Source organism: Paenibacillus sp. FSL R5-0749, assembly GCF_038595085.1.
Taxonomy (GTDB): Bacteria; Bacillota; Bacilli; order Paenibacillales; family Paenibacillaceae; genus Paenibacillus.
The window spans coordinates 2,146,783-2,171,260 of the sequence record NZ_CP152005.1 but is presented as its reverse complement, the minus strand read 5'-3'; the positions used below and the strand labels follow the sequence as shown (position 1 = coordinate 2,171,260).

20 protein-coding genes are annotated in these 24,478 nt (G+C 47.3%); 4 read left to right on the top strand and 16 right to left on the bottom strand.

The genetic code is table 11. The features are described from left to right. Positions 1–60: 60 nt before the first annotated feature. Both pfkB and MKY85_RS09750 read right to left on the bottom strand, forming a co-directional pair. The gene (gene pfkB / locus MKY85_RS09755) at positions 61–972 is read right to left on the bottom strand and encodes a 1-phosphofructokinase (protein WP_342572479.1); all 912 of its coding nucleotides are present in this window, start codon (positions 970–972) and stop codon (positions 61–63) included. 2 nt (positions 973–974) lie between these two features. Further along, positions 975–1,721, bottom strand: a complete 747-nt coding sequence (locus MKY85_RS09750; protein ID WP_342572478.1) for a DeoR/GlpR family DNA-binding transcription regulator — start codon at positions 1,719–1,721, stop codon at positions 975–977. 189 nt (positions 1,722–1,910) lie between these two features. Between MKY85_RS09750 and MKY85_RS09745 the strand changes: the two genes are divergently transcribed. Continuing rightward, entirely contained in the window at positions 1,911–2,594 is a 684-nt protein-coding gene (locus MKY85_RS09745; protein ID WP_342572477.1) for a G1 family glutamic endopeptidase, read from the top strand. A 146-nt stretch (positions 2,595–2,740) separates the two neighbouring features. On the opposite strand, the gene MKY85_RS09740 is transcribed toward MKY85_RS09745, so the two are convergent. The 10 genes from MKY85_RS09740 to MKY85_RS09695 all read right to left on the bottom strand — a co-directional run bounded on the left by MKY85_RS09740 (position 2,741) and on the right by MKY85_RS09695 (position 18,949). After that, positions 2,741–3,232, bottom strand: coding sequence for a hypothetical protein (locus tag MKY85_RS09740; protein WP_342572476.1), 492 nt, complete (start codon positions 3,230–3,232; stop codon positions 2,741–2,743). Positions 3,233–3,367: 135 nt separating this feature from the next. Next, positions 3,368–4,798, bottom strand: coding sequence for an NAD(P)-binding domain-containing protein (locus tag MKY85_RS09735; RefSeq protein ID WP_342572475.1), 1,431 nt, complete (start codon positions 4,796–4,798; stop codon positions 3,368–3,370). Between the two features lie 338 nt (positions 4,799–5,136). After that, entirely contained in the window at positions 5,137–5,376 is a 240-nt protein-coding gene (locus MKY85_RS09730; RefSeq protein WP_036670038.1) for a DUF896 domain-containing protein, read from the bottom strand. A gap of 112 nt (positions 5,377–5,488) precedes the next feature. Next, a complete protein-coding gene (locus tag MKY85_RS09725) occupies positions 5,489–11,278 on the bottom strand; it encodes a hypothetical protein (protein ID WP_342572474.1) in 5,790 nt (1,929 codons plus the stop codon). Positions 11,279–11,626: 348 nt separating this feature from the next. Beyond that, positions 11,627–12,580, bottom strand: a complete 954-nt coding sequence (locus MKY85_RS09720; protein ID WP_342573324.1) for an SDR family NAD(P)-dependent oxidoreductase — start codon at positions 12,578–12,580, stop codon at positions 11,627–11,629. 118 nt (positions 12,581–12,698) lie between these two features. Next, on the bottom strand, positions 12,699–13,220 hold the full coding sequence (locus tag MKY85_RS09715; RefSeq protein ID WP_342573323.1) for a TetR/AcrR family transcriptional regulator: 522 nt from the start codon (positions 13,218–13,220) through the stop codon (positions 12,699–12,701). 152 nt (positions 13,221–13,372) lie between these two features. Then, complete coding sequence (locus MKY85_RS09710) at positions 13,373–14,185, bottom strand: (2Fe-2S)-binding protein (RefSeq protein WP_342572473.1); 813 nt, start codon at positions 14,183–14,185, stop codon at positions 13,373–13,375. Continuing rightward, positions 14,186–15,166: an ABC transporter substrate-binding protein gene (locus MKY85_RS09705; protein WP_342572472.1), complete on the bottom strand. Its 981-nt coding sequence runs from the start codon at positions 15,164–15,166 to the stop codon at positions 14,186–14,188. A 108-nt stretch (positions 15,167–15,274) separates the two neighbouring features. Then, positions 15,275–16,876, bottom strand: coding sequence for an AraC family transcriptional regulator (locus MKY85_RS09700; RefSeq protein ID WP_342572471.1), 1,602 nt, complete (start codon positions 16,874–16,876; stop codon positions 15,275–15,277). Between the two features lie 51 nt (positions 16,877–16,927). Continuing rightward, positions 16,928–18,949 (bottom strand): AraC family transcriptional regulator, encoded by a 2,022-nt coding sequence (locus MKY85_RS09695; RefSeq protein WP_342572470.1) that lies wholly within the window; start codon positions 18,947–18,949, stop codon positions 16,928–16,930. Between the two features lie 356 nt (positions 18,950–19,305). Here MKY85_RS09695 and MKY85_RS09690 point away from each other — a divergent pair, with 356 nt between their 5' ends. The 3 genes from MKY85_RS09690 to MKY85_RS09680 all read left to right on the top strand — a co-directional run bounded on the left by MKY85_RS09690 (position 19,306) and on the right by MKY85_RS09680 (position 20,797). Further along, positions 19,306–19,725: a MarR family transcriptional regulator gene (locus tag MKY85_RS09690; protein ID WP_253433129.1), complete on the top strand. Its 420-nt coding sequence runs from the start codon at positions 19,306–19,308 to the stop codon at positions 19,723–19,725. A 27-nt stretch (positions 19,726–19,752) separates the two neighbouring features. Beyond that, entirely contained in the window at positions 19,753–20,403 is a 651-nt protein-coding gene (locus tag MKY85_RS09685) for a nitroreductase family protein (RefSeq protein WP_342572469.1), read from the top strand. A gap of 97 nt (positions 20,404–20,500) precedes the next feature. Beyond that, entirely contained in the window at positions 20,501–20,797 is a 297-nt protein-coding gene (locus MKY85_RS09680; protein WP_342572468.1) for a putative quinol monooxygenase, read from the top strand. A 265-nt stretch (positions 20,798–21,062) separates the two neighbouring features. Here the strand turns inward: MKY85_RS09680 and MKY85_RS09675 are convergent, their stop codons facing one another. The 4 genes from MKY85_RS09675 to MKY85_RS09660 form a co-directional block, all read right to left on the bottom strand. Beyond that, the gene (locus tag MKY85_RS09675; protein WP_342572467.1) at positions 21,063–22,412 is read right to left on the bottom strand and encodes an FAD-binding oxidoreductase; all 1,350 of its coding nucleotides are present in this window, start codon (positions 22,410–22,412) and stop codon (positions 21,063–21,065) included. Positions 22,413–22,605: 193 nt separating this feature from the next. Continuing rightward, entirely contained in the window at positions 22,606–23,133 is a 528-nt protein-coding gene (locus tag MKY85_RS09670; RefSeq protein ID WP_342572466.1) for a MarR family winged helix-turn-helix transcriptional regulator, read from the bottom strand. A gap of 47 nt (positions 23,134–23,180) precedes the next feature. Then, positions 23,181–23,990 carry a lysophospholipase gene (locus MKY85_RS09665; protein ID WP_342572465.1) on the bottom strand — a complete coding sequence of 270 codons (810 nt, stop codon included), beginning with the start codon at positions 23,988–23,990 and terminating at the stop codon, positions 23,181–23,183. A 297-nt stretch (positions 23,991–24,287) separates the two neighbouring features. Continuing rightward, positions 24,288–24,476, bottom strand: a complete 189-nt coding sequence (locus MKY85_RS09660; RefSeq protein WP_342572464.1) for a hypothetical protein — start codon at positions 24,474–24,476, stop codon at positions 24,288–24,290. Positions 24,477–24,478: the final 2 nt, after the last annotated feature.

Genomic DNA, 24,478 nt, shown 5'->3' with positions numbered 1-24,478 from the left:
AGGCAGGCCTCACTACATTACAATTACATTTACAATGAAAACCTTTATATGACCGTTAGACTAGATCGTCGTAATGGTTACTTGATTGCGTAATTCATCAATCAATTCACGTGTTGCCAGATCATCCGAGAAAGCCGTCGCACTTCCAGATGCAACCCCTGTACGGAAAGCTTCCAGCAGATCGCCGCTCTGTACATAGGTACCTACGAATCCGCCAATCATGGAGTCACCGGCACCAACGGAGTTTTTCACAGTACCTTTTGGCACACTCGCATGATGAACTTCCGCTTGAGTAATGAACAGTGCACCCTCGCCTGCCATGGAGATCAGTACATGTTTGGCTCCGGCTTCAAGCAACTTACGCCCGTATAAAATCAGTTCCTCGCGAGTCTCAATGGTTACACCGAACAGTTCGGCCAGTTCATGATGATTCGGCTTCACCAGCAATGGTGCATGTTCAAGAGCTTCCATTAACGCAGGGCCAGTTGTATCAATCACGAATTCCGCACCCGTTTGCTTGCAGACTTTAATGAGACGATCATAGAAATCTGTTCCAAGAGAAGGTGGTACGCTTCCGGAGAGAATGACGATATCTCCTTTTTGCAATGAAGACAATTTGTGAAGCAACTTCTCTGCCTCTTCTGCGCTTATCGCAGGTCCAAGACCATTAATCTCTGTCTCTTCCCCATGCTTCAGCTTGATGTTAATACGAGTATCGTCTGCAATTGTGACAAAATCTGTCCGGATGTTGTCTTCTTGCAACTTGTCATTAATGAAACGTCCTGTGAATCCACCAAGGAAACCAATGGCCGTGTTATCTGCGCCAAGTTGATTCAGTATACGAGAGACATTAATACCTTTGCCTCCAGGCAGCTTCAAATCCCGATTCATTCGATTCAATCCACCAAGCTTCAGCTCATCGACTTCCACGATGTAATCAATGGACGGATTAAGTGTTATTGTATATATCATCGTTATCCCTCAATTATTTTAGTTTTCTGGGCGATTCCAGGCCGCCAGTGTTCTGGCATCTGCTCGGTAATCAAATCAGCCTCCTCCAAATCAAACAATTTGGCAAAAGTAATTTCCCCTATTTTGCTGGAATCAGCCAGCACATAAGATTTTCCCGACAATTGATGTGCACGCCTTTTAATCAAGGCTTCCTCCGGATCCGGTGTTGTATACCCCATCTCAGGGTCTACTCCGTTGCTTCCAAGAAAACATTTATCAAAACGGAAATTATCCATGTTCTGTAATGCGATACTGCCAATGACTGCTTTTGTATGAATTTTCATCATACCTCCAAGCAAATAACTGCGAATACGCTTGCTTACCAAAGCTTCAACATGTGAAAGCCCATTGGTAACCACCGTTACGTCCTTCGCTTCAATAAATGGGATCATGGCTAACGTTGTTGTTCCCGCATCCAGATAGATGCATTCGCCATTTTCGATCTCCTGTGCAGCCAAACGGGCAATCGTTGTTTTTTGTTGAATGTTTTTGAACGTTTTTTCTTCCATGCCCGGTTCCAGCGTTTTTTCGTTCACCAGTGCGGCACCGCCGTGGATGCGTTTGAGCATCTGACGACTCTCCAGATCGATCAAGTCGCGCCTAATCGTTGATTCAGAAGCACCTAACACATCAACAAGCTCTTGCAATTTCACAATTCCCTGTACATGTAAGCGCTCTATAATTGCAGCATATCGTTCTTCAGTCAGCATCTTCATTCCTCCAACTGCTTCTATAGTATCATAATCTCCTCAAAAAACAACCATTTTCATTCAAAATAATTTAAAAACCTTCAAAAAGTTGCATCTTTCGACTTATTTTCTTGTCCAGTTGTCCCTTTCCCCAGCTCCTGAACACGCATCTGATAATCTAGACCCTATGTTACCAAAGGTGGTGACCTGATGACAGACCGTCCTTACAAACGGCGAAAACCCTGTGCCCTGCAAAAGAAAAAGAAAGATTCCCCTTCTCACTTTGGGTGGATCTCCTCCAACTGGAGCGGCTACGCTCGTTCAGGAACACGGAACCAATACCGTCGCATCTCAGCGGAATGGACTGTCCCTTATGTTCTACCTAGCACACGCTCCTCATATTCATCCGCATGGATTGGGATTGATGGCTTCAAGAACAGCAGTCTGATTCAGACCGGAACAGGTCACGACTGGATTCAAGGCAAGCCCAGCTATTATGCTTGGTGGGAGATCCTGCCTGACGCGGAGACCATTATTCCACAGCCCGTTTCCCCTGGTCATCGCATTCGAGCAGTCATCGCCAAATTAACGCGCAAAACCTGGTGCATTACGCTCTCTAATCTAACGTTAGGCTGGACCTTCCGCACCATTCAGTGTTATTCGGGTCCGCAATCCTCTGCGGAATGGATTGTTGAAGCCCCCACTGTTGGAAGATCCATCGGCTCAATGGCGCGGCTTACCCCTGTAACCTTCAACAAATGTCGCCTGAACGGACAATCTCCTGCTTTTCGTGCCTGCCAAAAGGGAATCATGATCCAAGGGCGGGGTATTGTCTCCATCCCCGGCACCCCTAATCGATGTAAAGATGGATTTACGGTTCGCCGCAACACTTGAGTATTTAATGATCGAAAGATGTTTAATACTTCATCTTTTTAAAGTTGGGGTCTCTAACCTTTCGTATCTCCATTAAAAATCCTGCAGCTCCAGCGCTATACGCGCGGCGTTGCAGGATTTTTCTTTTCATGGGAATCTCATGACATTTATGACTCTACAAGCCTTGCATCCGGTTTGGGTTTAAGCCATTTACCTTCCTCATTAATAAATGCCCCCTTGAAGCGGCCCATCTCCAATTGTTCAATCAGCCTCTCCTCGTCCATGACGAGAATCTCAGCGAGCTGCCCCGAGGTATAATAATGAGCGGGATTGTAATTGAGCAGCACAGGAACAGACGTATCATATAGTTCTTTGATCAGATTTTCAAAGGAATGCCGACCCAAGTTCTCCATATCTCTATAAAACTGCAAATGTTGGGACACCATATTACGAAAAGATTTATTCTCCAGGTGCAACCACAACGTATTGCAGGCCTGAACACTCATATGATTTTGTTCCACATCAAAATATTGCACTTCTTCGATCTTCATGTATTTCTCTTGAAATGCAACGATTTTAATCAAAGGTACATTCCGTTTGCGCGACGCTTTTTTCAAATGGGCTCTAAACTGTTCATAATTCATTTTTATTTCATTCATCTATTATCCCTGCCTTTAACATGTTCCAACCGACATTTTACAACAAATCGAAGGCAAGTGTAACCTTGATCATGTGAAAAACAAAAAAACGTGCAGCATCAAGTGCCACACGTTCTCTATCTTATGGGGATGCATTTACTCAGCAAGGGCACCCGTTTTCACCCACGTAGCCGTAAATTCCCGTTCTTCGTACGCATAGAATTGTTGTAAAATAACCTCCCGATCATCGAGGAACAATTGATCCGCGATGGCAGTGACCAGTTTGGGCACCGCACTCTTGGTCCCGGATATGGCAGATGCGGACAGACCACAGCTGGCGAGTGCAGAGTAATTAAATACAAACAGTCCATGCAACTGCTTCTCACCTTGTTCACTCCTGCTAGTCATGGCAAACCCGGAACTCAGGTATGGATGTGCATCCAGCAATACATTGCGGTGCTCTGGCGGAGCCTGGTAACAGTCCTCCCAACGCGCGATGTATGGCTCCACGAGTCTCAGTTCAGGACGGAGTGCCGGATCACTGAGCAGACCTGTGCTAATAATTAAAAAATCAAACGTATATTCTCCCTGTGCCGTATGCACAATTGCGCCTTGGTCCGTCGCTTCTACACTCAGCCAAGGCGAGTTCAGATGCAGTTCGAATCCAGGCCAGGCCGCCGCTCGATTAAACGTATCGTTGGTTGGCGGTTGATTGAATTTGAAGAAATGAGAGATCACTTCATATTTATCGGCAACCGGAAGAGCGTGAAATCGCTCAATCATACCGGATTGCTCCATCTGACGAATGGGATTCACACTAGGCAGTTGTTCCCGTCGTACAAATACATGAGCTTCCGCCACACCCGTGGCAAGAGCATAGCTTGCATTATCAAATGCAGAAGCACCGCCGCCAAGCACAGCAACCCTTTTACCTTTTAACCGATCAAAATTAATCGCTTCAGACGTATGGGCATACAGCTCCCGAGGTAATCTATCCGCAATCATGGATGGCACATGCCACTCTCCACCACCCTGTATTCCAGTAGCAAAGACGACTTTGCGAGCTAGTATGACATCCATCTGAGTTTCTGCCTTGTTCACATGAAGTCGATGCATTCCGTTCTCTACGGGCTCAACAAGTGTCAATTTCACCTCATTAAGCACAGGCAGATTCAGCACTTCCCGATACCAGCGCAAATAATTCATCCATTCTCCACGCGGGATCTTGTCTACCTCTTCCCAACCTTCCCGTCCGACCTGTGCTTCCCACCATGAACGAAAGGTTAACGAGGGGATACCCAGATCGATGGAAGTCAGATGCTTGGGAGTACGCAAAGTTACCATACGCGCATAAGTTTCCCAAGGCCCTTCAAGCCCTGATGGATTCTCGTCAATGACGACAATATTGGAGATCCGTTCCCGAAGAAGTCCAAAGGCCGCCCCTAATCCACTCTGACCCCCGCCCACAATGACAACATCATAGACATGACCCTCTGCATGTTCTCTTGGACGTACCCAGTTCGCGCCACCAAATGACAAATAATCCAGATCATTCTTCACACGTTCATTCAAAGCTTCCAGGCTCATGATTCATCAACCCTTTCGAGATACATATATAATCTAGTCTTTTTTAATTATTTTTGATGTAAGTTTGTTGTTAGTTAATATAAGAATAATTGTGCTATTACCTTGTGTTGTTGAACTATATTAGCGTTATTATATGGGTTATCGGAGATGAATTGAAGTTGGTGGTAGATTTATTGTCATCAAAACTAAAAATAACTGACATGCTTGTTAATCTGCACGAAATTCTTAATGGATGGTACCTTCCTCTTTTGATGGGCTTGCTTTTAGACGGAAAATTTGCAGAATATAAAAAAAAGACAGACCAAGATGTAATCTTGGTCTGTCTTATTAAAGGAATGCTATTGGCCGGCCTGTTCACGGCGCTGCAATTTCTCATTGGTTAATTTCTCGGGGGTCACATCATGACCAAGTGGGTCTACAACGGATACTGCCAGCATGGTTGTCAGTACCTGACCTCGAATAGCCTGCAAATATTGTTTTCTAAGCTCGTGTTGCTCGCTTTGTTCTGCTTTGGTCAAACCAACGCTGCTGCGTTGTTTTCGACTTAATTCGTTAATGCGTCCCAGAATAGGAATCATGAAATCCACCTCGCTTGTTAGTCCACTTTTCAAAAGATATTTCGAATATCTTCAAACTAACTTATTACAAGTTTACGAATTTGTCCATAGGCGCAATACGTTAAACAGCTTATTAGGTGATCTCATGCACAGACCAAAAAATACCATTTGTAGCGCCGCTGCCCAGGTTCAACGTAATCGTTAGCCCGTTTGCGGCATAGAACAATCCAATTACATCTCCAGCATTCAATGCCACTTCTACCGCCAAAGTAACAGAACTGCTCCCCAAGACTGCCCGTAGTGTAAGCAATGTAACGGCTACGTTCAAGATGGGCAACAAACCACTAACAAGCGTAGTTACCGTAGGTGATGTTCTCTGGACAAGAAAGGCTGGGTTAACCCCAGCGCCCAGTGATAAGGCGATCGCTGCGGTCGTTGCATAATTGATCGTGGCCACAATGGAATATCTTCCTGTCACTGGCACCGTATAATTTCCTGTCGTTGCGTTGAAGTTGGCATTACCATAATAAGGACTTGTTGTCGTCCAGTTGGTTAATTGTGTGCTCGTTGCTGTAGAAAGTGTAGCTAAGAAGGCCGAAAACCCTTCTGTAGCAAAGTTAGGCCCGGTTGGCCCGGTTGGCCCGGTGGCTCCTGTGGCTCCTGTGGCTCCTGTAGCCCCTGTGATACCTGTTGCTCCTGTAGTGCCAGTTATTCCCGTAGCTCCCGTTGCTCCTGTTGCACTCGTCACGCCGGTTGCACCCGTAATTCCGTTAGCCCCAGTTGGTCCTGTCGGGCCGGTTGCTCCAGTTCCCCCCGTAGAACCAGTCGCACCCGTAGTACCTGCTGTTCCGGTTACTCCTGTAACTCCGGTTGCACCCGTGCTTCCTGTGGCCCCTGCAACTCCCGTTATTCCCGTGGTGCCCGTTGCACCTGTAGTACCAGTTCCTCCCGTTGGCCCTGTTTCTCCAGTAGCCCCGGTGGCTCCCGTATTTCCTGTCGTTCCGGTTATGCCGGTGACCCCCGTAGTTCCAGTAACACCTGTTGCTCCGGTTGTGCCAGTGGCCCCAGTGGCTCCCGTTATACCTGTTGCTCCGGTAACCCCTGTGAATCCAGTTACACCTGTAAATCCAGTAATTCCTGTTTCGCCAGTGGCACCTGTTGGCCCTGTCGCACCCGTCGTACCTGTGACTCCGGTTATGCCGGTAATGCCGGTAGCCCCAGTCGATCCCGTTTCTCCAGTAGTACCAGTGGGTCCGGTAACACCAGTTGGACCTGTGACGCCAGTTATGCCGGTAACTCCTGTGGTACCTGTGACTCCCGTAAATCCAGTAATTCCTGTTTCGCCAGTGGCACCTGTTGGCCCTGTCACACCCGTCGTACCTGTGACTCCCGTAAGCCCCGTCGCTCCAGTAATACCAGTTACTCCAGTCTCACCTGTGATACCTGTATTCCCTGTTGCACCTGTTGACCCAGTCACACCTGTCGCACCCGTGATGCCGGTAATGCCGGTAGCCCCAGTCGATCCCGTTTCTCCAGTAGTACCAGTGGGTCCTGTAACGCCAGTTATGCCGGTAACTCCTGTGGCACCAGTTGCACCGGTTGACCCAGTCAGTCCCGTCGCACCTGTCGCACCCGTGATACCGATCGTACCGGTAGATCCGGTTGACCCAGTCGAGCCCGTTTCTCCAGTAGATCCTGTGGGTCCGGTAACACCAGTTGGACCTGTGACTCCGGTTACCCCTATCTCTCCTGTAATACCCGTGGCACCAGTTATGCCTGTAGTTCCTGTCTCGCCAGTAACTCCCGTGCTACCTGTTGCTCCCGTTGCTCCTGTGATTCCCGTTACGCCTGTGACACCCGTAAATCCAGTAATTCCTGTTTCGCCGGTCGCACCTGTTGGCCCTGTCACACCCGTCGTACCTGTGACACCGGTTATCCCTGTCGTGCCCTGTTCGCCAGTCGTGCCAGTGGCACCTGTTGCTCCCGTATTGCCAGTTTCCCCCGTGACTCCCGTAAATCCCGTCTCTCCAGTGATACCAGTTACCCCAGTCGCCCCTGTGATACCTGTGGCACCTGTTGCACCGGTTGACCCAGTCACACCCGTGATGCCGGTAATGCCGGTAGCCCCAGTAATTCCTGTGATTCCCGTTACGCCAGTTGCACCCGTAAATCCAGTAATTCCTGTTTCGCCGGTCGCACCTGTTGGCCCTGTCACACCCGTCGTACCTGTGACACCAGTTATCCCTGTCTCTCCTGTAATACCCGTGGCACCAGTTATGCCTGTAGTTCCTGTCTCGCCAGTAACTCCCGTGCTACCTGTTGCTCCCGTTGCTCCTGTGACACCTGTTAATCCAGTAATTCCAGTTTCGCCAGTTGCACCTGTTGGACCTGTGACACCGGTTATGCCTGTCGTGCCCTGTTCGCCAGTCGTGCCAGTGGCACCTGTTGCTCCCGTATTGCCAGTTTCCCCCGTGGCTCCCGTAAATCCCGTCTCTCCAGTGATACCAGTTACCCCAGTCGCCCCTGTGATACCTGTGGCACCAGTTGCACCGGTTGACCCAGTCACACCCGTCGCACCCGTGATGCCGGTGATGCCCGTGCTACCTGTTTCTCCAGTAATTCCAGTTTCTCCAGTAGTTCCTGTCGCACCTGTAACTCCTGTAGTTCCTGTCTCGCCAGTTGGCCCTGTAATACCCGTCGTACCTGTGACACCGGTTATCCCTGTCGTGCCCTGTTCGCCAGTCGTGCCAGTGGCACCTGTTGCTCCCGTATTGCCAGTTTCCCCCGTGACTCCCGTAAATCCCGTCTCTCCAGTGATACCAGTTACCCCAGTCGCCCCTGTGATACCTGTGGTACCAGTTACCCCAGTCGCCCCTGTGATACCTGTGGTACCAGTTGCACCGGTTGACCCAGTCACACCCGTCGCACCCGTGATGCCGGTGATGCCCGTGCTACCTGTTTCTCCAGTAATTCCAGTTTCTCCAGTAGTACCTGTCGCACCTGTAGCTCCTGTCTCGCCAGTAACTCCCGTGCTACCTGTTGCTCCCGTTGCTCCTGTGATTCCCGTTAAGCCTGTGACACCGGTTATGCCTGTCGTGCCCTGTTCGCCAGTCGTGCCAGTGGCACCTGTTGCCCCAGTCAGTCCCGTCACACCTGTGATACCTGTATTCCCTGTTACACCCGTAGCTCCTGTGATTCCCGTTACGCCTGTGACACCCGTAAATCCAGTAATTCCTGTTTCGCCAGTAGAACCAGTGGGGCCGGTAACACCAGTTGGACCTGTGACGCCGGTTATACCGGTAACTCCTGTTGTACCTGTGACTCCCGTAAGCCCCGTCTCTCCAGTAATACCCGTGGCACCAGTTGCACCGGTTGACCCAGTCACACCTGTCGCACCTGTGATGCCGGTAGATCCGGTAGCCCCAGTCGATCCCGTTTCTCCAGTAGTACCAGTGGGTCCAGTAACACCAGTTGGACCTGTGACGCCAGTTATGCCGGTAACTCCTGTGATTCCTGTGACGCCAGTTGCACCTGTTGGCCCAGTCACACCCGTCGTACCCGTGATGCCGGTGCTACCTGTTGCTCCAGTAATTCCAGTTTCTCCAGCGGTTCCTGTCGCACCTGTAACTCCTGTAGTTCCTGTCTCGCCAGTAAATCCCGTGATACCTGTTGCTCCCGTATTCCCAGTTCCCCCTGTTGCTCCCGTAAATCCCGTCTCTCCAGTGATACCAGTTACCCCAGTCGAACCTGTGATACCCGTGGCACCAGTTGCACCGGTTGACCCAGTCACACCCGTCGTACCCGTGATGCCGTCACTACCTGTTGCTCCAGTAATTCCTGTTTCTCCAGTGGTTCCTGTCGCACCTGTAACTCCTGTAGTTCCCGTAACGCCAGTTATGCCTGTAGTTCCTGTCTCGCCAGTAACTCCCGTGCTACCTGTTGCTCCCGTTACGCCAGTGACACCCGTAAATCCAGTAATTCCTGTTTCGCCAGTTACACCTGTTGACCCGGTAACACCCGTCGTACCTGTGACACCGGTTATGCCTGTCGTGCCCTGTTCGCCAGTCGTGCCAGTAGCACCTGTTGCTCCCGTATTGCCAGTTCCCCCCGTGACTCCCGTAAATCCCGTCTCTCCAGTGATACCAGTTACCCCAGTCGCCCCTGTGATACCCGTGGCGCCAGTTGCACCGATTGACCCAGTCACACCCGTTGTACCCGTGATGCCGGTGCTACCTGTTGCTCCAGTAATTCCAGTTTCTCCAGTGGTTCCTGTCGCACCTGTAACTCCTGTAGTTCCCGTAACGCCAGTTATGCCTGTAGGTCCTATCTCGCCAGTAACTCCCGTGGTACCTGTTGGTCCTGTAACACCAGTTACCCCAGTCTCACCTGTGATACCTGTATTCCCTGTAACACCCGTTGCTCCTGTGATTCCCGTTAAGCCTGTGACACCCGTAAATCCAGTAATTCCTGTTTGGCCGGTCGCACCTGTTGGTCCCGTCACACCCGTCGTACCTGTTGCTCCAGTCAATCCCGTTACACCTGTCGCACCCGTGATGCCTATAGATCCGGTAGCCCCAGTCGATCCTGTTTCTCCAGTTGCACCTGTTGGCCCAGTCACACCCGTCGTACCTGTGACTCCTGTAAAACCCATCTCTCCAGTGACACCGGTTATCCCTGTTGCTCCTGTTGGACCCGTCGCGCCTGTCTCGCCTGTTTGGCCGGTGACCCCGGTCAAACCAGTTGTACCCGTAACGCCAGTTAAGCCAGTCGCACCTGTGACTCCCGTTAGACCCGTTTCCCCCGTTACTCCGGTAATCCCCGTGATCCCAGTAAGTCCAGTTGCACCTGTCATTCCTATGGTTCCTGTATCTCCCGTAGATCCAGTTACCCCAATAGCACCAGTGGGACCCGTTACTCCTGCTACACCTGTAACTCCTGTCGTTCCGGTTGCACCATTTATTCCAGATGCACCCGTCGGGCCCGTGATTCCTGTAGTTCCGGTTACACCTGTGATGCCCGTGGTTCCGGTAATGCCAGTTGAACCTGTAACACCAGTCGGACCGGTGACCCCAGTTAACCCCGTTTCTCCAGTGATACCTGTTACTCCAGTCGCACCCGTAATACCAGTTGTACCCGTTATGCCAGTAGTCCCTGTAAAGCCTGTAATTCCTGAAGCACCAGTACTTCCAGTAGCTCCAGTTACACCCGTGGGTCCCGTGGCACCATCCGTACCTGCAACCCCGGTCACCCCTGTCTCTCCAGTGGCCCCGGTCGCCCCCATAATACCTGTCGTTCCAGTTGCTCCAGTAACTCCTGTGGTACCCGTACTTCCCGATGCCCCAGTAGGGCCAGTCGGACCGGTTGAGCCCGTAAAACCAGTTACTCCCGGCACACCGGTGGTGCCTGTAACACCTGTTAGACCAATAGCTCCTGTGATACCGGTGCTTCCTGTTGCTCCAGTTATGCCAGTAACTCCCGTTTCACCCGTAACACCAGTTATACCGGTCAATCCAGTTAGTCCTGTTTCACCAGTTGGTCCAGTTAGTCCAGTTAGTCCCATCACACCAAATCCAGTTGGACCAGTTGCTCCTGTAAATCCGCTGCTGCCCGTAAAGCCAGTTATACCAGTATTTCCTGTAGCACCGGTCACGCCTGTAATACCAAATCCAGTTATTCCAGTTGCGCCGGTTGTTCCTGTGACTCCAGTCGATCCGATGCCAGTTGCGCCTGTAGATCCTGTTGTTCCCGCCTCACCCGTTGGACCGGTCGTACCTGTGCTTCCTGTAGTTCCAGTTACTCCGGTACTTCCCGTGATTCCAGTTACTCCAGTTCGTCCTGTTAGACCGATTGCTCCCCTTTTGCCTGGAGACCCAGGATCTCCGATTAACCCTGTAGCTCCAGTTGCTCCAGTGTATCCTCTCATTCCCCGATACCCCCGTGGGCCTCGAAGGAAAGGGCTTCTGTGGCTTTTCTTTTTTTTGCATTTACGTCTGCTTTTCTTACAAGACTTATTCTTCTTAAGGCCAGAGTGCTTTTTTGATTTTTTGGCTTTCCGTCTAACTGTACTGGTTGAGGAGATTTTGCGTTTCTTTTTGGACATATCGCTCACAAGAAAATCCCACCTCCTTGTACACCACGTCAAATCTCCGCTTTTTACAATAGTACACTCTATGCCCAGGACTAGCTTTGTGCGCCCCTATTCAATATACCTATGAAATTCTCCGTAGTTAGTGATCAATCAATTACTTTTCTCAAAAAAATATATTCCCCTCTACTCTCCCCGCAACTCCTTAATCGTTAACGTAATTCCTTCTTCAAAAGACGTTGCCACAACTGGGCCAATCCGTTCCTCATACTTTTGTCTACTTAAGATCAGCGGGTCCACCGTCAGATATAACATCTCTACAATTTCTTTCATAACGGGTACACCCAGTCCAATCAATGACAGTCCCACTTTTCCTAACGCGATCACAGGTTTTCTACTCCCCGAAGCCTTCTGTGCCATATGCACAATCTCATGACCTGAGATAATCCCCGATCCAGGGATATTCCAGTTCTGTCCATACGTCGTCTCTCTGCTCGCCAACTCCACCACCATGACCGCAGCATCCGGTAAATAGATGTATTCTCTGGCTACCTTCATATTCCCGATAAAAAAAGCCATCTTGCCTTTCGCTATTGCTTCAAGCGTCGAACCCAGATAGGAAGCCTGATTGGCCGTTGGGCCATAATAGTCTGGCAAGCGAACGATCATCACCTGAGCTCTGCTCCATCTTGTGCTGAATAACATCTGTTCATAGGCAAGTCGTGTCTTGCCTTTGCGGGTATGTGGCTGTTTTGGATGTTCTTCCGTTACCTCTTTCATCTGTCTTTTGCCATAAGGATAGATTCCGTCTATTACAACCACGTTCAGACCCAAGTGTTCTGCCGCCGTCATGACGGATTCACCCAGCGGAATCAGCCTGCTCTCCATCTCGTTATACGGGACGTTCGCACAATGAAACATGACATCCGTTTCCTGAGAAGCGGCAATGATATCATCGGACCGAAATGCATCTCCCACTGCGATGTGCAAGTGATCCGGAGATCCCAACTTTGCCGCAAGTTGCTCCAGTTTTTGACGGGAGCGCCCAAATGCAATCGTAGAAATGCCCCGTCTAATTAATTCCTCCGTAATCGCTGCACCTGTTCCACCCGTAGCTCCAATAACAATAGCTCTTTTCATCATATACCGACCTCTTTCATTAATTTAGTGATTGATCAATTACTTCCTGAGAACAATATAAACCATAATTAGTGATTGATCAATAACTAAAATTCAAAAAGGGAATTTTCCTCCCTCTCTATCTCTCCTTCAGCTCCGGCATATCCAGTGCTGTAGATACATTACACAACATGCCGATCGCCAGGAAAATCATGGTTCTTTTGAGTGGTTCCGCAATTCCGGCAACTGTGAAAGCTTCCAGTACCATGCTTCGTACATCACTAATGCCCTTTTGCATGGCCTGACGAATGACTTCTTCCCGGATCGTTTGCGCTTGCATTTGAAGCAAGATTTCGCTCTTGTGAGATTCCAGAATCTTATCGTAAGCTTCAATCAGGTCATTTTCCAACTGATCCGGCGTCGCCGTCTCCACAACGATTCGGAACGATTCAATCACTCGTGTCCATGAGACTTCAATTGCAGTTAATAATAAAGCTTCTTTTGTTTTGAAAAAACGAAAGATATACGGCTGTGAGATCTGTGCACGTTCAGCCACTTGAGCTGTAGTCGCACGATAATAGCCAATCTCCGCGAAGACGTCAATCGCTGCAGAGATAATATCATTTCGCCGGTTAACCGATGCTGCTGAATCTTTAACCATCATTTTCCCCTTCCAACATACAGTTATGAATTGATCAATAACTTGAAGTATATCTGATTCCTGTAATCAACGCAAAGAAAGTAAAAGCTCATGCTGCCCCTGGCATACCAACATGCTCACTCTCCATTCGTTCACGCGTTTTTCCAGCAGATTCATTGCTGTAGAAGGTTGTGTAATCGGGATTCCGAATCCAGCTTCGGACAACTGTTGCAATAACCGTGTGTATGGCTTCCGTTCCTAACCTGATAAGCCAGACAACAATATCGGCGTATGAAGAACGGCGGTCCTTGCCATATGGGATGTTCGAATTGTTGTAGCTCAATGGCAAACGTATATCCATTATCGTTATGCTGATCCAACCATAAGCTTTGATCTTCCTTGATCTGTGCAAGCCGTTGATCCGTCTTCCATATTCTTTGATCATTAATCATGCGTGCATACAATTGTTGCACATTATGCGCAACCAGAGACCACATGACCTTATCACTCGCCCCTGTACTAATGGCTACCGCTCGCAGGACAGGCTCTAGATGTAACAACATTCTCTTCTTGAGCAAGCGACTCTCTGACCTGCGCTGAACAGGATCTTTACCCTCCAGAGAGGTTCTCTCCAGCAGAGTCTTATATCGCATGCCGCCTGTTCCATTCAATTCAAACCACACATCATCGTCCGCAATGCGAAGTGTCGTGTCGTATAGACTGAATGCAGAGATTACGGCCATTACCAACACCGAATAGCGCTTGGCAAAAAGTGTACCGACAGCTACACTCCCTTTTCCATCCAATTGAAGGCCTTGTTGCATAGCCTGTTCACGCAATATTAAGTCTCGTTTCTCTTCATCCAGCAGATCCTTCACACGGAAAGGATACTTGGAATCATCGCAGTCCACTCGGATCGTCGTCACAAAAAATTGCTGTAATACTTCCGCCATCTCGGAATAATCATACCCTGGATAATGTCCCATCTACTGAATCATATCTTCAACTTCGTTAATGATCTCGCTTCGCCCAATCGCTCCCCAGCCCTTAAACAACCAGAACGAGTCTGTCGTATAGACCTGATCTGCATCAACAGCCGGCACTCTCTTCCAGAGTGAGCTTGCATTGATGTTGTCTAAATAATCCTCGGCATTCGGATCAACCTCAAGAACGACGAAATTGGCATCAATATCTGCGATTTTCTCTATAGACAGGTCCTCACGCTGTTCGACAGGCGTCACAGCAGTGGGTACAAATCCAAGATCATGATACAACAGTATGTTGGTTGGATGCCCTTTTTCCGCATAAATTTGCAAAGTCTTCTCTCTGACACGCAAGTAAGCCAGCTTTTTCTGATCCAATTGTTCGATCTTCGCTTTGAGTTGTTCCGCCTGTTGCTCCACCTCTGCGATTTTCTCCTTGGCCAGATCTACCTTGTTGAACAACCCGGCTATGGTCAACAGATCCTGTGTCCAATACGTTGTGTCATCTTCATAATCCAGCCATTCGTTACCAAGTACAATCGTCGGAGCGATTTTCTCCAACTGCTCATATGTACTCTCAGCAGTCCGACTCTCAACAACGATGACATCGGGATTGATCTGAAGAATAGCCTCCAGATTAGGACTATCTGCCGACCCTACCGTTGGAACACCAGCAAGCTGATCTGCAAGATAAGGCAGATAATCTCCACCGTAACGAACTTCTACATTAACGCCTGCTGGTTTCTCACCGATCGTTAACATGTGATCGATGTAAGCGGCGGACAACACAACCATACGCTCTATCTTTTGCGGTACAACCGCGGTTCCTTTAAGATGCTCGATCGTTTGTGTACCACTCTCTTCCACAGATGTATCCTGTTGCTCAGGCATTGCTTCATTTACTTCCGATGTCTTGCCACATGCCGCCAGTACGAACACAAGCAAGGCCAACAGTATCATCGTTGCTGCTCTCTGTCTTACCATTTGTAGTAAATCCCCTCTACTATTTAATAATAATAATCATTATCATTATAGTAGGGAAAAGCGCATAAGCTTGCCATGGATTATTCCACGCTCTTCACTTGCACAAAATCACCGTACAGTAGCACCAAGCTGCTCTGCTACATATCGCATAGCCCACAGGCGTCCGGTTGGACCTAGCGTCTTGAAGAAAATATCTCCTGCATTATAGACATGGCCTTCTTGAACAGCCTTTAATGCCAACCATTCACTAGACTGCTGTAATTGCCTCAGTTGAGCGCCTGCCTCTTCTGTAGGATCGACCATTACAAACACATGATCCGCGTCATATAACTGCAAATCGCTAACTTTCGTCTCCACAGCCCACTGTTGTTCCGGAAAATGGCTAGGCAAATGGAAACCTAAATCATCATACAACAGGGCTCCTGTCTGGTTATTCAATCCATACATTCGGTAGAAATGAGAAGTCACCCGGATGAACATGGCACGCTGTTTCCCCCATCTCGATTGAATTCGTCTTCGAAGCAACTGACTCAGATTCGCATGCTGTTCAATCCACTGTACAGCCTGTTCGGTACGTCCCATAATGTCCGCCATATACAGAAGTCTTTCACCACAATGGTTGGTATGCTCCAGCATAGCGGTGGGTGCGATATGATGCAGGGATACATTCGGCTCCAAACGATCACTTGTAATGATCAGATCCGGTTGGACTCGCCTCAACCCGTCATAGTTCTGGTTGAAGCTGTCCAGGATAAGTCCCTGATGACTGTGTGCTTGAAGCTCAGGAACAGCAACATGGCGAGCCACTCTCTGACCATAAGATAGTGCGGACACTGGCGTCATACCAAGCGTTATTACGTAGTCATCCAACCCGTAATACAATGTGGCAATGCGACTCACTTTATTTTTCATATACAATGTCGGGGCGACACCTTCGTTTTTCTTGAAGACTCTGCTGAAATAGTGCTCATCCCTATAGCCCACCTGCTCCGCAATTTCCTTGATTTTGTCTGAAGAAAACAACAGCTGCTTGGCCTTCGCCATACGTTGTTTCAGGATGTATTCGATCGGAGTCATATTTAATTGCCGTTTGAACGTTCTTATAAAATGATTCACACTTAGCCCTGCCAAGCGGGCCATCTGATCGACTCGAATGTCTTTCATATACTGATGCGTCATGTATTCAAGTGCCCGATCCATCCCCGCTACAGGGGGAGCTGCTTCATTCACATGCATCATTAGCTGGATCAACAACTGATGCAAAAGATGTTTCCTGCGCGTCTTTTCCAAACTCGTAAACGAGTGTTTTCCACTCATCAGGTTATCCATCATCTCTTGAATATCACGTGTATTGGAAGGAACATTAAGTTTGCCCGTCACAGGAAAATCAACTGCATCGCTATGCCAAGTATTCCTGCTCCGGGTAAGTGTCACACAGGAAAATAAAATGATCTGATATCGGACTGGGGCTTCCATATCTGTGTGAAACTCCACATGCATTCCTGGTTTCAACAAAAACCAATCGTCTTGGGACACTATATGTATAACGTTATCCATAATCAAAGATCCCTTGCCAGCGATAACCCTGCAAATGGCGTATCTCTTCCAGACCCTGCGGCTGAGAGTCCCCGGATTGCTAGAGTACTGGCAGACGTGGACAGCAGAGAAATGTAGTTGCTCCAGTTGTTTGTTCCAATCATTTTCCTCCATGCTCACGTCCCCTCCCTGTTCTGATCCAATTCTATGTGAACTGATTACACTCTATTTTTCAGCTCCCAATAGTAAATTCTTTATACTATCCAACTGCAACTCCAGTGAATAGGGATCTTCCATGACGAACTCATCCTCTGTACCATCCAAGGAACCATAGGCGTAGACTTGTCCTTTCTGCACAGCAGGCAGACGTTTCCAAACCTCACTGTTCAGGATCTCTGTGGCGTCCTCACTACCCGAACCATATAAGAAGATATGATCTCCCATATACTCGGGCAGTACTTCAAGGGAGATCGTCTCGAATCCATCCTTCATTTCGAGTGCTTGCTGAGTTGGAGGCAGTTTCAGCATCTCATAGATCGTGGAACTACCATAGTTCCCGCCTTCTGCACCAAGTACATACAACGCTTTGTATCCTATTTGTATGATGGATACGGTCTCGCCTTCTTTAATCACACCACCAATCTGCTTCTTAGTCTCTTCGATATTCTCTTCATATGTCGTGATCCATTGCTCTGCTTCCTTCTCTTTTCCAAAAACACCAGCAATCCGGCGCAGCTTTTCCAGTGGGCCAGACGTTTTATCTCCTTCCCAATAAGGTAAAAAGACAGTCGTTGCAATTTTTTCGTAATCCTCAATATTTTTATCAATGGAACCGATAATGAGATCCGGCTCAAGTGACACTAACTTCTCCAGATTCATTGGGAACTCTCCTCCCAAATCCTCAATACCCGCTATAACATCAGCAGCAATGCCAGACTTTTCAATCCATCCTTCGTTCAGCATGAACGTTCTCACACCAACCGGTACAATGCCCAGTTTCAGCAGGTACCCCATATATTGATCTGAAGCAACACGCTGCGGATTGGCCGGAATTACCACATCTCCCCTCATTGTAGAGACGGTCCGCGTCTCCAACTGTGCAGTCGATTTCCCGAGGTCCGTTGCCTGGTTACCCGATTGTGTAGTAGCCGCGTTAGTCTCTGTTTGCGTACCACTTGCAGACGGTGCGGGACTGGAACAGGCCGCGAGTAATAGAGTAAGACACAGCAACATGCTTACAGCTGTCATTCTGAATTTTCCTTGCATCAGTAATTCCCCTCCAATATTCTTTTGATATTGATAATCAATATCATTATATAGTGAGGTATGTAGCGGATGAAGGGCATTTTCTTGCATCACACTGGGCAAATCTTGCTTTTGTTTCATTGCCAATGCCTTTTTCGAGTTATTTAACCGTTGGCTTAGACCTTTTTTGTAACGAATTGGTGATAGTCCTTTAATTTTTTTGAAACTGCGACTTAGTGAATGTGCATCTGGATAACCGACTTGCTCTGCAATCTGTTGCAACGTAGCACTCGTATGCACCAGAAGGTGTGCAACCCTCTCCATTCGGATCTGTCCAAGATATTGGATGGGACTGATGTTCAACTTTTGTTTGAACAATCTGGACAAGTGCCCCACGCTGCACTCCAATGCTTCTGCCATTACATCAAGAGCTATGGGTTCGTGCAGATGAGCATTCATATAATCAATAGCTTGTGTGACCGTGTCCGGTTTCCATGGTTGAATGGATTGTCTATGTAAGTCTTCCAACAAAGTATATACCCATTGATGAAATAGAGTTTTGGCATGCAGCTTAGCGAGTTTGGTGGACTGTTCCCACTCCCGTTTCAATTTTTCCATACATTGATGCATGTCCAGCGGATGGGTGGGCACAAGTGCGTATTGGTCATGGAACGGACGTTCATGATCCATCAGATGATGAATTTCCATACCACAGGGCAATGCAAGAATGGCTTTGTACAAAATCATATAATACGCCACGCCCGAATCCGTCTCCATGTTTAAGTATGCTTGCTTTCCGCCATGAATAACGTGGAATCCATCTACGATATAATTGTGTTGATCCATACGTATCCGTGCACTTCCGTCGATGATGTATAGATAGGCACTCGCTGGCAGTTGATAAGTCTTCAGCTTCTCGCCGGGATGCAAAGCATTTTGGCGTACATCCAGTATTTTGACAAAAACATGATTCCACAGCTTGATGTGATCATTCAAATTCATATCTTCTGCACTTACCCTCCGATTGCCATTTCCTCTTATTATAGATCAATTGATAATAATTCTCAATAACTCAACCCATCGATAGAAACTCATGCAGATGGACATTCTATACAGACTACAATGCTTCTGCACCGGGACAAATAGGTATAATTATCTTTTCTTCAGAACCTGTTGCAAAATCATAAAAGGCATGATATATTAATTGAGCCATCAATGATTGAGGCATCAACTATTGATACATCAATGATCGAGAGCATCCAAATAATCATTAGGCAATGGCATTGTATACTGGAACATCATTTATTGGTTAACATACGCCGTTGTTCATGATTCAGATTCACCCGGGAGGTCTAGTCATGACACGTATTGTTTCCAAAGAAGAACAGATCATCAACCTGCTGAACGTGCTGGGCAACAAAATCAGTCCCAAGTTCGAACGCTGCACAGGTATCAGTTCCTCACGCTTTGAAATTCTCCATGAACTGGATCAGGTCGATGAGATCAACCAGTCCATGCTGCAGAAAATCATTAACATTGATAGTGCTGCGATTACACGCCACTTGAAACAGCTTGAGGCAGACCTGATGGTCACAAGACGCAAAAACCCCGAAGATAATCGGGTAACTTTTGTTCGTCTCACGGACCACGGTCGAAAGCAGATTGAAGGTTACAAAGCAGAGAAGACCAATTTCATCAACCAGATTTTGCAGGATTTCAGTGAAGATGAAGTTCAGGCTCTCGCCGATTTTCTGGAACGTATGCAAAACAACTTTTAAACCCATATATAGAGGAGAGATTTAACCATGAGTACAATTCAAAGCAAATTCCAAAAAACAAATGATTTTAACGAAATTACCTACGGTCGCCGTTCTGTTAAGCTTTACGATCCTGAGGTGAAAATCAGCCGTGAAGAAATGACTGAAATTCTTGCAGAAGCTTCTCGTGCACCATCATCTGTTAACATGCAGCCTTGGCGTTTCCTAGTTGTAGATACAGCTGAAGGTAAAGAAAAACTTGCCCCTCTCGCGAAATTCAATCAAAACCAAGTGTTGACTTCCGCAGCTGTCGTTGGTGTATTTATCGATATGAATAATGTTGAGCATCTGGAAGAAATCTTCAGCAAAGCTGTAGAGCATGGCTATATGCCACAAGAAGTGAAGGATCAACAAGTGCAATTTGTTAAACCTTATTATGAGAATATGCCTGCTTCCGATCTTCGGGACGTTAACCTGATCGATGCTGGCCTTGCTTCCATGCAATTGATGCTTGCTGCACGTGCTCATGGTTATGACACCAACCCAATCGGTGGATATGAGAAAGATCAAATTGCAGAAACATTCGGCATGGACAAAGAGCGTTATCAACCGGTTATGTTGATCTCGATCGGTAAATCAGCCAAAGAAGGTCATCCTTCCTACCGTCTGCCAGTAGAAACAATCACAACTTGGGCATAATATCAGGAACGGTTTCCCTGTAAGTCACGATTATACTGGTCAATAAGCATACATTCCTAACACATTCCAAACAAACACAATATGGAGGTTATACATTATGATTATCATTCACGCTCATTTGCAAGTTAAACCGGACCAAGAGCAAGCATTCCTCGCAGCTGCAAAAGAACTGATTGCTGCAACACGTCAAGAAGAAGGTAACATCAGCTACGACCTGGCAAAAAGCACAGAAAAAGAACAACAATACACCATGATTGAACTGTGGAAAGATGAAGCTGCTACAGCTTCCCACAACACAAGCTCACATTTCCAAGCTTTTGTTCAACAAGCAGCAGCATTCATGGCCGCTCCAATGAACGTTGAGGTATTTGCTGGAGAACAAGTTAAAGCTTAATAGCTCATTAACTGCCATGCGTATCTAGCATGTGAAGGAAACCGTTCTTGGTCATATGACCAAGGGCGGTTTTTTAGTTTCCTTTTGAAAATGTGTTCACTTCAGATCCACAATTATCAGGTGTCCAATTTGAAGTGGACATTTATTGCATTGTGGATATGTTGTTCTTTTCCTTGGCATTTATACGAACATACATAACAAAAAACACGCCAATTAAGGCGTGTTTCTTCACTCATTAATTAGACATTGAAGAAGTGAATATGGATTACGCTCTCCGAGCAGGCGTGATACTTTGCGGATTGTTAAACACATTTTTCGGATCATACTTGGCTTTGACTCTCCGCAGTCTGGCATAGTTGGCTCCATAGTACACTGGACCGGAATTTTTGATTCCTTGGTCTGGAACGTTGATATAGGAACCGACAATGTATGGTTGCAATTTCGTGCGAGTATTACGAGCGAGTGCGATATTTTTAGCGGCATGGGATGGTTTGATCCACGTACTGGTCCATTCCACATAGAACTTCTCTTTCCGCCAGAAAAACGCGGTTGATCTAGGCGATTTGCGACTTACTGCTCCACCCCAGTTGAGGAAATAAAACCCGCCTGGTCCCTCTTCCAAGTTCTCCAAAAATGCACGCATCGTTTTGATGGCCTTATCAGGAAATGGTTTTCTTCCGAAACCGGAGGAGAACTGGTTACTGAACCTTTGCGTTTGAATCGGGTCAGGCTGCAATAAGAACTTCACAACTTCCGTGTAAGGCAACAAACGAACGATGGAACTTGTCGGTGTGCCGACACTTGTAATCGGCTGTAATAATCGGAGGGCCTCTGTTTTAGAGCCTAAGAACAGTCCCTCCATCATTACGTTACCACCCTTTTTCGGTCCGATGGACAACTCGCTGCCCAATCTCGTATCAACAGAGGGAGCCCACCGCTGCCATACTTTGAGCACCTTTTCGAATTGAGCCCATGGCCAGGTGATTTTAAATACTGTTGCTTTCGCTGGAGCCCGGCGCACTTTGAACTTGTAGCGGGTGTACACTCCGAAGTTACCACCGCCCCCTCCCCGGGAGGCCCAAAAAAGATCTGCATTACGATGTTTATTCGCCCGAATCACTTTTCCCTTGGCGTCCACCATCTCTACCTCAAGCAGGTTATCACTGATGAGACCAATGGTACGTTGGAGAGGCCCGATACCCCCACCTAATGTAATTCCACCAATCCCTACAGTAGGGCTGTCACCAAAAGGAGCGATGAATCCTTGCTTGGCGAGGGTATTCGCAATTCTTCCTACCCGGTTGCCTGTTCCGACAACGACGGTTCCATTTTTTTTATCGAGCTTGATGGAATTCAGATCACTCACGTCAATCACGATACCGCCATTCACCTGTGAAAGGTTCACTTCAAGCGCGTGTCTACCGCTCCGCGGCCGGATTGGCACATCATTCTCACGAGCCCATCGGATGGCATTGGAGACATCTTTTGTTTTCTGAGCAAAAACAAATACTTTAGGAAATCTGTCCGTATGCGGGTCCCAGTTCTTGCGCGCCGCTTCATATCCTGGATCACCTTTGTAAATAACCCGTCCGGTAAGCTTTGTTGATGATTTCACACATCCCACTCCCTGCTGAATAATTGTCCTACAGCCTCTGGTGCATCAAGCACTTTATACTGTATGAAGGGCATTCGCGGAGGGAATGGGCTAACGCCTTAATTTCAAAATTCGTGTTTCAGAGAAATCAAAAAGGAATTTCCCTTTCAGGCCACAGAACAGCCTTGAGGAAAATCCCTTTAATGTTGTTGAACTAGTCTCTGCTTAAATCGGAATCAATTTTGATTAATTTACGGGCTTCCTGTTCCTTTTCCCCATACCAGACCAGCACGTCGGCAAACAAATCCATGATGCGAATAAAATTCTGCTTGTCCGCATCCGAAATCTGATCTGCATATTTGAAAATTTCATCAAAGCAAAGCTCCCGCACAAATTCGGTATACTCGGCATATACCTCGCGCCCTTTTGCCGAAGGTTTGACGTAAATATCTTTGCGGTTGCCGCTTAAATGAAATTTTTCGAGCAGACCTTTTTCGGTCAGATTCTTCACATTCTTGGAAAATGTACTGCGGCTTACGCCCAGGCGTGCGGCCATTTCCGTCATCTTCTCTTCCTTGTCCTCGGCTTCCAGAATGTATTCCAGCGTCTGAATCTGTGAAGCCGAGAACATCATGTCTGTACCATAACTTCGCTGCAATTTATAGGTGTTCGAGTACGCGTTGCCGTATTTGATAATTTTCTCAATCAGTTCCCGATGGTCGCCCATCCAATCTAATTTCATGGATAATCCCTTTCATCATTCAGATTCTCTCTCTTACTCTACTGAAATCAGATTCGTTTTTCAATCCATGTGATTGCTTCTTCAATAACGTCATCACGGGTTGGTTCATTAAATATCTCATGCATCAGATGAGCATAAATTTTGAGTGTTTTATCGGTTGAAGCAATATCACCGTAAAAATCACGAGAATCCTTTTCGCTGACCAGCCCGTCATTCGCCCCATGCAGAACAAGTACGGGATCTATAAACTGCTCGGCGTTCTCCTTCAGCCATGTTATGCCATTTCCCAGGCTGTTAAACAAATCTACAGAGATTTGTTTTTCAACCAGCGGGTCATTCGCGTAAGCGGATACAACTGCGGGATCACTACATACGCCGCTACCCAGCTCATTCGGGAAATACGTGCCTGTAGGCAGATCCATGGGCAATTCTCCGGCAACTTTTGTATTGTAACGAGTGAGCGCTCCCGATAACACGATACCTTTAACCTTGCCTGGATATTTCGTTCCAAAAGACGAGGATGCGAAGCCGCCCATACTATGTCCGATAACAAATAGCGGTAGGTCGCCGCTCTCCTGCAATGCATGTTCCACTACAACGTTGACATCATCTATAATCTGGTGGAAATCACTGTAGAACGTACGTTGTCCTTCGGATCTGGCATGACCGCGATGATCGAATCGATATACGTTAAACCCGCGCTGACTCAGCTTCTCTGTCACATAATCATAGCGACCGGTATGTTCCGCTAATCCGTGCACAATAACGACAGCGGCTTTGGCATTTTCCACTGTATCCTTGCTGAAATAAAGCTGTGTACCGTCAAAGGATTGAATTGTTGTTTCAATTTTAGTCATATTATTTTCCATCCCTCTCTCTACGCTCAAGCACCAGGCAATTCTTTAGCACAGGGCGTTATTTAGTGTACTTAAGAATGAAGTACTGGTAATACACAATAGAATAAAATAAACATATTATGTTTAATAAGAACAATATCGTTTCTTATAGAAACAATATTAACACCGTCGTTCCCCCTTGTCTATATATAATTATAGCGCTTACAAAAAGAGTGTCTTCTACCTTTGGAAACATCCCTGATCTACTGTATCAAATTGATTTACAGCTCCATACGCGCGGATTTCGCCAGGCATTCGCTACATGAACATTCCATACAAAAAAACACCATCACATTTCGTAATGTGATGACGTTTCTTTGTTATGTTACCTAGAGATTCAGCCCCCTGACCTATCGCTGCCAGCGGATCAATTCTCTTCTGTTCGTTAATAGAACTGCGGTAGAAATGCGTAGAAAAGTCAGCTGTATCATCAGGTGATGATCTCATGC